This window comes from Flavobacterium sp. (assembly GCF_046155325.1).
In the GTDB taxonomy this organism is placed as follows: domain Bacteria; phylum Bacteroidota; class Bacteroidia; order Flavobacteriales; family Flavobacteriaceae; genus Flavobacterium.
On the sequence record NZ_JBJXDQ010000062.1, the window covers coordinates 1 to 13,025 of the forward strand.

The following is a 13,025-nucleotide window of genomic DNA, read 5'->3' on the forward strand; positions in this document are numbered from 1 at the left end:
TCAGCTTTTCTAATAATAGATTGAATTCTGGCATAAGTATATTGAATAAAAGGCCCAGTATTCCCAGCAAAATCAACAGATTCTTCTGGGTCAAAAAGGATTCTCTTTTTAGGATCTACTTTCAAAATATAGTATTTCAAGGCACCCAAACCGATAGTATTGTATAATTTTGCCTTTTCCTCGGCAGAATAGCTTTCTAATTTTCCTAAATCTTCGGAAATTTTTTGAGCCGTTTCGGTCATTTCATTCATCAAATCATCAGCATCGACAACAGTTCCTTCTCGAGATTTCATTTTCCCCGAAGGCAAATCTACCATTCCGTAGGACAAATGAAATAAATTTTTAGACCAATCAAAACCTAGTTTCTTCAATATTAAAAACAAGACCTTAAAGTGATAATCCTGTTCGTTTCCAACTGTATATACCATACCATCGACATCAGGAAAATCCTTAACACGTTGAATTGCAGTTCCAATGTCCTGGGTCATGTAAACCGCAGTTCCATCAGAGCGCAGGACGATTTTTCGGTCTAAACCTTCGTCCGTCAAATCAATCCAAACCGAACCGTCAGGATCTTTTTCGAAAATTCCTTTTTCTAATCCAATTTGAACGACATCTTTACCTAATAAATACGTGTTGCTTTCGTAATAATAACTGTCGAAATTGACTCCTAAATTTTTATAAGTTATAGCAAAACCATCATAAACCCATTGGTTCATTGTTTTCCATAATGCAATTACCTCAGCATCTCCAGATTCCCATTTCAGGAGCATTTCTTGGGCTTCGAGAATAATTGGCGCTTGTTTTTTTGCTTCTTCTTCAGTTTTTCCTTGAGCAATTAATTGAGCGATTTGTTCTTTGTATGCTTTGTCAAAAGCCACATAATAATTACCAACTAATTTGTCACCTTTTAAATTTGATGATTCTGGAGTTTCACTGTTTCCAAATTTCTGCCAAGCTAACATCGACTTGCAAATATGAATTCCACGATCGTTAATGATTTGTGTTTTATAGACTTTCTTGCCGGACGCCTTAATAATTTCAGCAACGGAATAGCCTAAAAGATTATTTCGAACGTGACCTAAATGCAATGGTTTATTAGTGTTTGGCGAAGAATATTCAACCATTACAGCTTTATCTTCCATATTTGGAACAACAAAACCAAATTTAGCATCATTCCTGATTACGTTGAAAAAATTCAAATAATATTCATCCGAAATAACGATATTCAAAAAGCCGGAAACGACGTTAAAACTAGAAACTTCAGATACATTTTCTACTAAATAGTTTCCAATTATTTTCCCTAACGCTACTGGGTTGCTTTTAACTACTTTTAATAAAGGAAAAATAACCATAGTAATATCACCTTCAAATTCCTTACGAGTAGTTTGAAATTCAATTTTATCAATAGAAACATCAAATAAAGTTTTAATAGCTTTTTCTATTGCAGGTTTAAGCAACTGTGATAATGTCATTTTTATATTTTTTTGAGGGTGCAAATATAGTCATATTGACTGGATTTTAAAATGTAACCAAGAGATAATTACAACAGTAAAATATCCGATTTGATGTTATATTACGGAATATCCACACAAAAAAAATTAAATTTGTGTAACATTTTTGAACAAGCTGAGTCTAATTGCTATCAATTGATTTTTCAAAAACAAAATCAATATAAATTTCAAATACACTACTATGAAATTAATTCTAATTTTTGTCTTAACCATCAGTTCTTCATTTTGTACAATAGCTCAAAATTCGGCGGTGACAACTTTAAAAGAACTAACAGGCATAATTCAAGGGCGAGTTATTGATTCTAAAACCAAACAACCTTTACCCTACGTCAATATAGTAATTAAATACGAAAACAAAGTTGTAAATGGTGGAATAACATCCGAAAACGGGACTTTTTTAATCAAAAACTTGTCATTGAAAAATTATGCTGTAGAAATTCAATTTATTGGGTATAAAACGATTTTTAAATCAGTGAATTTGACAGCCGAGGATAAGAATTTTAATCTAAACACATTATCCTTAGAAGAAAATGCCTTTCAACTAGAAGGAGTTGAAGTGGTTCGTGAAAAATCAATAATCGAACAAAAAATAGACCGCAAAATTATTAATGTGGGGAAAGATTTATTATCTTCTGGAGCAACGGCGGGAGAGATTCTGAATAACATCCCCTCGGTTAGTGTTGACCCACAAACCAATGAAATAAGTTTGAGAGGAAATTCGAATGTGCGCATTTTAATAGACGGAAAACCAACCACTATCGAAGCATCTCAATTACTGCAACAAATTCCCTCAGCATCTATTAAACAAATAGAACTCATTACTAATCCTTCGGCAAAATATAATCCGGAAGGAATGAGCGGTATTATAAATATTGTTTTAAATAAAAATAGTAAAATTGGTTTTAACGGAAGCGTTACAAATGGGGTTACTTTTGGTATCACACCAAAATTAAATTCTTCATTTGATATGAATTATCGTTCTGGAAAATTTAATATTTATGCAAACTACGGAGTAAACATTGGCAATCAAGCAAATCGAGGCTTTGTTAACACTACAGAAATTGGCGAGACAGATTCTCAACTTCTTAGATTTGCTAATCACAGCAATTCCCATTTAGCCAAAATAGGGTTTGATTATTATTTGAATGATAAAAACACCATATCTTTTTATACTAATCAAAATATTTTTAATGGAAAAGGAGTTTCGAAAACGACAGTGGATTTTTTTAAAGATTATAATTTGAATATAGAAGATAAAGATGTTACAGGAGTTTTGGATGTAATTCAATTATTTGACAACAAGAAAGATAACTATAATCAAATCTACAATTTTGATTACAAAACCAATTTCAAAAAAGAAGGACACAATTTAGAGTTAGAAGTCAATTACAACAAACAAAATAACAAAGAAAATGCTTTGTTTAATGAAACAATCAAAAACAATCAAACATATAATTACATAACCAATAATGGCAGCAATACCTTGATCAATTTAGATTATGTAAATCCATTAACGGAAACAGCCAAGATGGAATTGGGGTTAGAAAGTAGGATTGAAAATACTAAAAATAATTTTTTATTAAATAATGCCTTCAACTCAAGTTTTGAATATGAAAGAAACATCTATTCAGCTTATTCAACATTTACAAAACAACTAGGGAAATTTAGCTTTCAGGCTGGTACCCGTTTTGAAAAGTACAATGCAAAGGCAGGATTCATAAAAATTAGCGAAAATGATTCCAATATAGAAGATAATTTCTTTACACTTTACCCATCTGGTTATTTAAACTATTCACCATCGGATAAAAACACTTTTAACTTAAGTACATCTAGGCGAGTTGACAGACCTAGTTTAGAACAATTAAATCCTATCAGGGAGTGGAGTACCCCACAAATTGACTCCGAAGGAAATCCAGAGTTAGTACCACAATTTACTAATTCTGTTGAATTTAATTATACCCGAAAAACAAAAATTGGCTCAATTACAACAGGTGTTTTTTACAGACGAATTTATAAAGAAATAACAAGAGTCTTGTTTAAAAGTCCTACTAACACTGAAAAATTAATATTAACCTATGACAATTTAGTAGATAATAATGCCTACGGATTTGAGGTTTCAGGAAATTTACAATTTACTAAGTGGTTCAGTTCGAATATTAGTGCTGATGTTTATTCTAAAAAGGCAAATGGAGTAGTTGGTGACGAATCATTATCAATTGATGTCACCGTTTTTAATACAAGAATAAACAACACCTTTAAAATTAATAAAAACTTGCGCTTACAACTTTCTGGGATGTATCGAGGACGAGATTTAAGACTTCAATTTGTGAGAGAACCTATGTGGAAAATGGATATGGGGGCCAGTCAAAATATTCTTAAAGGCGATGGGACTATTACATTTAGATTCAGTGATATTTTTAATTCATTCCATTTTGCTTTTGATGGCGATAAACCAATAAGAAGAAATGGACAATTCAATTGGGAAAGTCAAACAGCCTATATTGGTTTTAACTACCGTTTTGGAAGTGGTAAAAACAAATCCATACAAAGAAAAGAAAGAGATTCAAATGAAACTCAAGGTAGTGGAGGAATGATGTAAAACTGTTTTCCTCTTTTGATAAAATAAAATATCCAGAAGTATTTTAAGAACTTCTGGATATTTTTATTTTACTTATTGATTTTACCATTTAATAATAACACTTCCCCATGTAAATCCGCTACCAAAGGCGGCTAACACAACAATATCGCCTGATTTTATTTTACCTTGTTCCCAAGCTTCGGTTAATGCTATTGGAATAGATGCGGCTGTGGTGTTTCCATATTTTTGAATATTACTAAAAACTTGATTATCAGATAATTCAAACTTTTTTTGGATGTACTGAGATATTCTCAAATTAGCCTGATGAGGAATTAACATATCGATATCTGAGACTTGCAAATTATTGGCCTGTAACCCCTCGTGAATTACTTCTGAAAAGCGGACTACAGCATTTTTAAAAACAAATTGCCCATTCATATAGGGATAATAACTATCATCATTAGGGTCTTTATCTTTCATAATATCAGTCACCCAACGACCTCCCATTCCGGGAGCTTTCAAAACTAATTCCTCGGCATGTTGTCCTTCAGAATGCAAATGAGTGGATAATATCCCTTTCGATAAATCTTCTTCACGGCTCAGAACTGCTGCACCTGCTCCATCTCCAAAAATTACTGATACTCCTCGTCCACGATCTGTCATGTCTAATCCTGTGGAATGCACTTCAGATCCAATCACCAAAATATTTTTATACATTCCTGTTTTAATATATTGATCTGCAACAGAAATGGCGTAAACAAAACCTGAACATTGATTTCTAACATCCAATGCTCCAATGGGCTTTAATCCTAAATCTCGCTGGACCAAAACTCCTGGACCAGGAAAATAATAGTCAGGACTTAAAGTAGCAAAAATAATAAAATCTACATCATCTTTCATAATCCCAGAGCGCTCAATAGCAATTTTAGCTGCCTTAACCCCCATGGAAGTTGTGGTGTCTTCGTTGCGAATAATGTGTCTGCGTTCTTGAATTCCAGTTCGTTCTTGAATCCATGCGTCATTGGTATCCATCACTTTAGACAAATCATCATTAGTAACAATATTATCAGGGACATAAAATCCTAGTCCTGCAATTTTAGAATGGTACATATTTTTTGGGGTATTAGTAATTAGTATTGTAAAGCTAAACATCTTTTTGAAAATGAACGGTCAAAATTTCACGTTTATCTACAAAAAATAAAATTAGGGGTATAAAATCAATAAATTAAATTTAAGAACACTTGTTTCCCTATTTGTAATGCTTTACTTGAGTCAAAAAAAATAGTTTCGTTTATAAACCTAGATTCAATCAAGTAGTGACTTCCTTTAAAATAAGATTGATTTACTATTACTGAAAATTCAGAATTTTCTACAATCTTAAGCTGGTGTGGATACACTAGCATCATTTCAGTACTTGATTTTGACTTATTAAACCAATGCGATGGAATTTGATTTACTTCGCCAAAAAGAGCAGCTATGTAGCTATTTAATGGATTATCAAATAATGTTTTTGGAGAATCCTTCGCAATCATTTCTCCATTTTTAATTACAATTGTTTCATCCGAAAAAGACAAAGCTTCAATACTATCATGAGTTGCAACGATACAACTAATTTGTTTTTCTTTTAAATAAGAAAAAATATTTCTTCGAAGTTTGTTTTTACGAAAGGAGTCTATTTGACTAAAAGGTTCGTCCAATAAAAGAATTTTAGGTTCCAGGGCTAAAACTCTAGCAAGAGCCACTCGTTGTTGCTGTCCACCACTAAGATATTTTGCTTTTACTTTTGCAAATTCTGTCATTTCAACAAGTTCTAAAAGTTCAGCAACTCGCGCTTTTTTTTGGTCTTTATAAATATTAGACAAAAATTTTCCCACGTTTTCTTCAACAGAAATATAAGGCATTAAGTCGAAATCTTGGGCTAGATATTTTATGAAATCTTCTCCAGGGATTAGGTTAAATTTTGGCCCTAGAATTTGTTTTCCATTGTGTCGAATTTCTCCTTGATCTAAGTCATACAAGCCATAAATCAATTTTAATAATGTGCTTTTTCCAGAACCACTTTCTCCAATTATAGCAACATTATTGCCTTTAGAAACTGAAAAACTAACATTTTTAATTACAGGATTATCAATATAGGTATAGAAAACAGAGTCAAGTTCAAGCATGATAGGGATTTAAAAAAATCAAATTTACAATCTTTAATTTAGATATAAAACCAAAAAGGCTGTTTCACTACGAAACAGCCTTTTGTAAATATCATAGTTATTCCGTTTTATTTTTCAGATTCTTTTTTAGCATCTTCAAGCATTTTTTCGTTTGCAGTAATTGCAAATTCAACGCGACGATTTTTGCTTCTACCTTCAGGAGTATCATTAGTTGAAATTGGATCAGCAATACCTAACCCTGTTACATTAAATCTTCCAATTAAAATTCCTTTTGAAGCTAAATAATTTTTAACCGAAGTAGCTCTTTCTCCCGAAAGCTTCAAGTTATAATCAGCTGAACCGGTACTATCAGTATATCCAAAAATAGTAATATTAGTATCAGCATATTCATTGAATACTGGAATTAATTTATCTAAGTTTGCTTTTGCTGAAGTTGTTAAAGTAGATTTGTTAGTATCAAAACGAACCGCATTCTCATTTAAAACTAATTTAATTCCCTCTCCTACTCTTTCAACCTCAGCTCCTGGAAGTACTTGATCGATTTCTCTAGCTTGTTTATCCATTTTGTTTCCGATAACGCCGCCAGCTAATCCTCCAATAGCTCCACCAAGAACAGCACCTAATGCTCCATTACCCCCTTTTCCTAGGTTATTTCCTAAAACACCTCCAATAACAGCACCTGCAAGAGCACCAATTCCTGCTCCTTTTTGTGTGTTATTTGCGTTTTTTAATGATTTACAACTTGTGAAAGTTGATCCAATAGACATAATTAATGCTAATGAAATAATTGTGAAATTTTTCATGTTTATTATTTTTTTAATATTAGTTAGATTTATTAAATTGATAAATCACATCGGTAGCATTATTTCCAAAATTTATTTTGTCAACCAATTGGAATGAATAATTAGTTTTATTTGCTAAAGTTAGCACATAGCCACTTCTTACTTTTTTTGCTTTTGAATCAGCTTTTAAAACTTTCAAAATAAATTGTCCCTCTTTATTCACAAACCAAGTAATTGGAGAAATAAACTCGACGCAATTTTTCGTTTTGTTTAAAACTACATTTCCCTCATTATTATTTGAAATAAACTTCCAGGTACTACCAATAAAACATTTAGAATCTGCGATATCAAATGAATTTACCGAGATATATTCAGAACCAGGATAGCTTACCGAAGAAATAATCCATTCCCCTTTTAAATCTACTTGTGATGAATTATCAACTTTTGATGACACTTCTACTTCATTACTAGTGACAGTTTTAGTTTTACAAGAAAACAACACAAAACCTACTAGAGCTAATACAAATACTTTTTTCATTATTATTTAAACTTATAAATTAAAGATTGCAAAAGTAATATAAAATAGGTTTTATTTTAAAAATCCAAATAAATAATTACGCCATTTTGTCACTAAATGTAGAATTGGTATTCTATTTGTCAAAGAGTATATAAATTGTATAACTCAAAAAAACAAATAAATATGACAACAGGTAAAATTAATGTTTCGGTTGAAAACATCTTTCCTTTAATCAAGAAATTCCTCTACAGTGATCACGAAATTTTCTTACGTGAGTTAATTTCAAACGGAACCGATGCAACTTTAAAATTAAAACACCTTACTAGTATTGGTGAAGCCAAAGTTGAATATGGTTCGCCAAATATTGAAATTAAAATTGATAAAGAAGGAAAAAAAATTCACATAATTGACCAAGGATTGGGAATGACAGCTGAAGAAGTTGAAAAATACATCAACCAAGTAGCCTTTTCTGGAGCTGAAGAATTTTTAGACAAATACAAAGATTCTGCTAAAGATTCTGGAATTATTGGGCATTTTGGTTTAGGGTTTTATTCCGCATTTATGGTTGCAGAAAAAGTAGAAATCATTACCAAATCATATAAAGATGAGCCTGCTGCTCACTGGACTTGTGATGGAAGTCCTGAATTTACATTAGAGCCCGCAGATAAAACAGATCGAGGTACTGAAATTATTCTTCACATTGCAGAAGATTCTCTAGAGTTTTTAGAAAATTCAAAAATTTCAGGTTTGTTAAGCAAGTATAATAAGTTTATGCCTATTCCAATTAAATTTGGAACAAAAAAAGAAACACTTCCTACCCCTGAAGATGCTCCCGAAGATTATGTGAATGAAACTGTTGAAATTGATAACATTGTTAACAATCCTAATCCTGCTTGGACAAAACAACCAACTGAGTTAACAGATGCTGATTATAAAGATTTCTATCGTGAAATGTATCCAATGCAATTTGAAGACCCATTGTTTCATATTCATTTAAATGTAGATTATCCTTTCAACCTTACAGGAATTTTATACTTTCCTAAATTAGGAGCTGATTTACAAATTCAAAAAGACAAAATTCAACTATACCAAAATCAAGTATATGTTACTGATAATGTTGAAGGAATTGTACCAGAATTTTTGATGATGCTTCGAGGTGTTGTTGATTCTCCAGATATTCCATTGAATGTTTCCCGTTCAGGTTTACAAGCTGATGGTGCAGTAAAGAAAATATCGAACTATATCACTCGTAAAGTTGCTGATAAGTTAAAAAGCTTATTTACCGAAAACCGAGAAGATTTTGAAAGCAAATGGAACGATATTAAAATTGTCTTGGAGTATGGTATGCTTTCTGAAGATAAATTTTATGAAAAAGCAGGTGCATTTGTTTTATACCCTACGGTAGATAATACTTATTTTACTCTTGAAGAAATCAAAGAAAAATTAAAAGACAATCAAACTGATAAAGACGGAAAACTAGTCGTTTTGTATGCTGGAAACAAAGAGAATCAACACTCTTACATAGAAACAGCTAAAGAAAAAGGCTATGAAGTTTTACTGCTAGATTCTCCAATTATTTCTCATTTAATTCAAAAAATTGAAGGTGATAATAAAGACATTACTTTTGTTCGAGTAGATTCGGATCACATTGATAATTTAATCAAAAAAGAAGAAACTTCTATTTCTAAATTATCTGACGATGAAAAAGAGAGTTTAAAAACATCTTTAGAAACGTATATTCCAAAAGCATATACAGTTCAACTGGAAGCTTTAGATAGTAATGCTTCGCCATTTATTATTACGCAACCTGAATTCATGCGTCGAATGAAAGAAATGAGTCAATCTGGTGGTGGCGGAATGTTCGGGATGGGAAATATGCCCGAAATGTATAATTTAGTGGTTAATACCAACTCTGAATTAGCAACAAATATCTTAAATACTCAAGATAAATCAGCACAAGAAAGTTTGGTAAAACAAGCTTTAGACTTGGCTAAATTATCTCAAAATCTTTTGAAAGGTGAAGAACTTACTGCTTTTGTCAAAAGAAGTTTTGAATTGATTAAATAAGTATTTTTAGTCCATAAGCATTGACTAGTACTAAATAAACGATACAGATTATAGGACTAGTCATTGTTCTTTGATATAAATAACGAACTTTGAAATCAAAAAATAAAGACTTTATCATGACTATAAATATAGAAACCCCTGCTTTATTATTCTCAGCATCTTCTTTAATATTATTGGCCTATACCAATCGATTTCTTACTATTGCCTCTATCATTAGAGGCTTAAAAAAAGTTTACAAAGAGAAAGAAAATAGACTCATATTACTTGAAATAAAAAATTTAAACCTACGCTTAAAACTCATTCGCTATATGCAATTGGCGGGGGTTTCAAGTTTGTTTTTATCAGTGTTCACTATGCTTTTATTATTTATTGAACATCCTACCATTAGTTTATACTTTTTTGGATTAAGTCTATTAAGTTTAATGATTTCATTAGGAATTTCTTTTTGGGAAATTAGCATTTCAGTAAATGCACTTCGATTACATTTGAGTGACTTGGCTGAGAAAAAAGAAGTCAAATAATTACAATATATAGCTAAATAAAATCGAATGAATTACCCCGAAGCATAGCCATCGTGTTATCAATCGGAAGAAAGTAATTTTTTAGTTTTATGAAAACCTTAGGTTTTCAAACTTTTCTCTATAATTCCAAAGTAGAACCTCGACGAATTCTATTGATTAAACCTTATTACAAAATCTAAGTCAAAATCTCGTAGTACTTTAGATTATGAACAACAACACACTTTGGTCTTTGCGACTCGGATATTCAGCAAAACAAACAAAAACTATCGAAAAAATAGGTTTTAAAAAATTCTTGAAACAGTCTTTTTCTACAAAATTTGATTCGAATATTCCTGATTATATGGAAGATAGTCCAAAGTCATTTCAAGAATTAAAAGAAACACGAAAAAAATTAAAAGCATCAAATCCTGAAGAAATAAAGGAAATGCTCAAGAAGGAAGCACAAACTTCTTTTGAAATGAAAGCATGGTGGATAAAAAAAATGAACGAAGACGAATTTCCACTTCGCGAAAAAATGACCTGTTTTTGGCACAATCATTATGTTTCCACTCACCAAAAAGTAAAAGTGAATTACTGGATTTTTCAACACAATCAAATTTTACGAGAAAATGCTTTTGGCAATTTCAAGACCTTGACCAAAAAGATAGTACAAAGCAATGCGATGGTTCGATATCTGGACAATACAGATAATCGAAAAGATAAACTCAACGAAAATCTAAGTCGGGAATTGCTCGAACTTTTCACTCTTGGAATAGGAAATTACACCGAAGAAGATATAAAAAATGGCGCCAAAGGTCTTGCAGGTTTAGGGATTGGTGAAGAAAGTGCCGTTTATCGAAAAAATTTTGTAGACAATGAAAGTTTCGTTTATCTCGGAAAAAAAGGGAATTTTAAAGTTGATGAAATGATAGATATCATTTTCGAACAACCTAACATTCCTTATTTAATTACACGAAAGATATTGAAATGGTTCATTTATGATAATCCAAAGGAAGAATTGGTAGTCTATTATGGTAACTACTTCAAGAAAATGAATTTTGAAATCGAACCACTTCTGAACAAAATTTTTAGCGAAGAGTATAGCAAAAACAATGGGGGTTCCAAAATTAAAAACCCCTTAGAATACAGTTTGCAATTAATGGACGAACTGAATGCGAAAAATCCGAATGGAAAATTAATCGCTTATTTTCTCAAGAATCAAGGAATGGATCTGTTCAACCAGCCAAATGTGAAAGGCTGGGACGGCGGAAATTCCTGGCTAACTTCACAAGTTTTTCTGCAACGAAATAATGTTGCCGATTTGCTTTGCAATGGTAAAAATTTAAGCCGAGGACAGAAAGAAAATCAGGATAATATGATGATTCAACAAAACCCTAATCGACATTTGGACGTAAAATTGAATTGGGCCAAAGAAGCAAACAACAAGGAAATTATTGCAGAACTTAAAGATCGATTATTGTTTCAAACCGATGCAACTACACAAGCAGATTTTGAGCAAATCCTTAAATACGATTTTGACAGCAAAACAGAGGGTTCTGAAAATGCGGTTATACGCTTGTTTAATTTTATGGTAAAGACTCCTGAATTTCAACTCATTTAACACTTCAATTATGGACAGACGGAAATTTTTGACACTGACAGGAACTTTTACAGGCGGTTCACTTTTATTACCCAATTTTCTTTACTCTTTTGGTTCTCAAAATAATTTGGTTTTAGGCGAACAATGCGTTGTTTTCGTTCAATTAAATGGAGGAAATGATGGACTGAATACGTTCATCCCATTTGAAGATGCTATATATTATGGCTTACGTCCAAAGATTGCCATTTCGAAAACTGAGGTTTTGAATTCCTCAAAAGGAATGGCTTTTCATCCCGCCTTAAAAGGATTTGCTTCAATACAGCAAAGTGGCGATTTGTCGGTGATACAAAACGTGGGTTACCCAAATCCAGTTCGTTCCCATTTCAGAAGTCAGGAAATTTGGCAAACCGCTCCTACAAATCAGGAGTATTTAAACGATGGTTGGCTCGGGCGTTACCTAGATTTACAATGCAAGGAACATCAACCTACGGCTGGAATAAACATTGACGGCATTGATAATTTAGCATTGAAGGGCGAAGAACCCAACTCGATTACTATAAAAGATCCTAACCAATTTAGAACCAAAAGCAAGGCGGAAAACGATAATCAACTATCCGACAATCCGCAATTGGATTTTGTTCGAAAAATTGCCAATTCCGTGGTTGAAGGTTCAGGTGACATTCAAAAAGCATTGGCAAAATCAACCGTTTCGGATGTAGTTTATCCCAAAACAGGTTTAGCAAAAAACTTGGAATGGATTTCGAAATTGATTAAAGGAAATTTGAATTCAAAGATTTATTATACATCGCTTGGCGGTTTTGACACCCACGACAATCAACTTGCCATTCACAAAAACAAATTGACAGAACTTAACGACGCCGTTTTTAGTTTTTACGAAGATTTAAAAAAAACGCAACAATTGCAAAATGTTAGCGTAGTGGTTTTCTCGGAATTTGGTCGCCGCGTAAAAGACAATGGACGGGGAACCGACCACGGAACGGCCGCTCCAATGTTTGTCATTGGAGGAAATAACAGCGGAAAAATAATTGGCAGCAATCCGAAACTATCGGATTTAGACAATGGCGATTTGAAACACGAAATTGATTTCAGGAGCGTTTATGCTTCTATTTTACAAAATAAATTGAATTTTGAGGCCTCAAAAATTGGAATACAAAATAAAGCATTAGAAGGATTATTCTAGAAAACTAACTACTTGTATTTTTTCTTTGAACTAAAGATTACATTTGCAACTCACCAATAAATTTAATATATGGTTGCAATTTCTTTAACAGAATGTCTTGG

Annotated in this window: 10 protein-coding genes; 5 read left to right on the forward strand and 5 right to left on the reverse strand. The window is 32.1% G+C overall.

The window, feature by feature from the left end; genetic code table 11:
- The coding region (gene argS, locus ACKVOD_RS04075; protein ID WP_409208201.1) for an arginine--tRNA ligase at nt 1-1,475 on the reverse strand (1,475 nt) is incomplete at its 3' end.
- A 220-nt stretch (nt 1,476-1,695) separates the two neighbouring features.
- Here argS and ACKVOD_RS04080 point away from each other — a divergent pair.
- Entirely contained in the window at nt 1,696-4,113 is a 2,418-nt protein-coding gene (locus tag ACKVOD_RS04080) for an outer membrane beta-barrel protein (protein ID WP_409208202.1), read from the forward strand.
- Nucleotides 4,114-4,194: 81 nt separating this feature from the next.
- On the opposite strand, the gene ACKVOD_RS04085 is transcribed toward ACKVOD_RS04080, so the two are convergent.
- The 4 genes from ACKVOD_RS04085 to ACKVOD_RS04100 all read right to left on the reverse strand — a co-directional run bounded on the left by ACKVOD_RS04085 (nt 4,195) and on the right by ACKVOD_RS04100 (nt 7,577).
- Nucleotides 4,195-5,202 carry a 3-oxoacyl-ACP synthase III family protein gene (locus ACKVOD_RS04085; RefSeq protein ID WP_409208203.1) on the reverse strand — a complete coding sequence of 336 codons (1,008 nt, stop codon included), beginning with the start codon at nt 5,200-5,202 and terminating at the stop codon, nt 4,195-4,197.
- Nucleotides 5,203-5,309: 107 nt separating this feature from the next.
- Nucleotides 5,310-6,257 carry an ABC transporter ATP-binding protein gene (locus ACKVOD_RS04090; RefSeq protein ID WP_409208204.1) on the reverse strand — a complete coding sequence of 316 codons (948 nt, stop codon included), beginning with the start codon at nt 6,255-6,257 and terminating at the stop codon, nt 5,310-5,312.
- Nucleotides 6,258-6,364: 107 nt separating this feature from the next.
- Nucleotides 6,365-7,060, reverse strand: coding sequence for an OmpA family protein (locus ACKVOD_RS04095; RefSeq protein ID WP_409208205.1), 696 nt, complete (start codon nt 7,058-7,060; stop codon nt 6,365-6,367).
- Nucleotides 7,061-7,079: 19 nt separating this feature from the next.
- Nucleotides 7,080-7,577, reverse strand: a complete 498-nt coding sequence (locus tag ACKVOD_RS04100; protein ID WP_409208206.1) for a hypothetical protein — start codon at nt 7,575-7,577, stop codon at nt 7,080-7,082.
- A 162-nt stretch (nt 7,578-7,739) separates the two neighbouring features.
- On the opposite strand from ACKVOD_RS04100, the gene htpG reads away from it, so the two are divergent.
- The 4 genes from htpG (at nt 7,740) to ACKVOD_RS04120 (ending at nt 12,924) form a co-directional block, all read left to right on the forward strand.
- The gene (gene htpG, locus ACKVOD_RS04105) at nt 7,740-9,623 is read left to right on the forward strand and encodes a molecular chaperone HtpG (RefSeq protein ID WP_409208207.1); all 1,884 of its coding nucleotides are present in this window, start codon (nt 7,740-7,742) and stop codon (nt 9,621-9,623) included.
- Nucleotides 9,624-9,739: 116 nt separating this feature from the next.
- The gene (locus ACKVOD_RS04110; RefSeq protein WP_409208225.1) at nt 9,740-10,144 is read left to right on the forward strand and encodes a DUF2721 domain-containing protein; all 405 of its coding nucleotides are present in this window, start codon (nt 9,740-9,742) and stop codon (nt 10,142-10,144) included.
- Nucleotides 10,145-10,349: 205 nt separating this feature from the next.
- On the forward strand, nt 10,350-11,744 hold the full coding sequence (locus ACKVOD_RS04115) for a DUF1800 domain-containing protein (RefSeq protein WP_409208208.1): 1,395 nt from the start codon (nt 10,350-10,352) through the stop codon (nt 11,742-11,744).
- Between the two features lie 10 nt (nt 11,745-11,754).
- Nucleotides 11,755-12,924, forward strand: a complete 1,170-nt coding sequence (locus tag ACKVOD_RS04120) for a DUF1501 domain-containing protein (RefSeq protein WP_409208209.1) — start codon at nt 11,755-11,757, stop codon at nt 12,922-12,924.
- Nucleotides 12,925-13,025 lie beyond the last annotated feature (101 nt).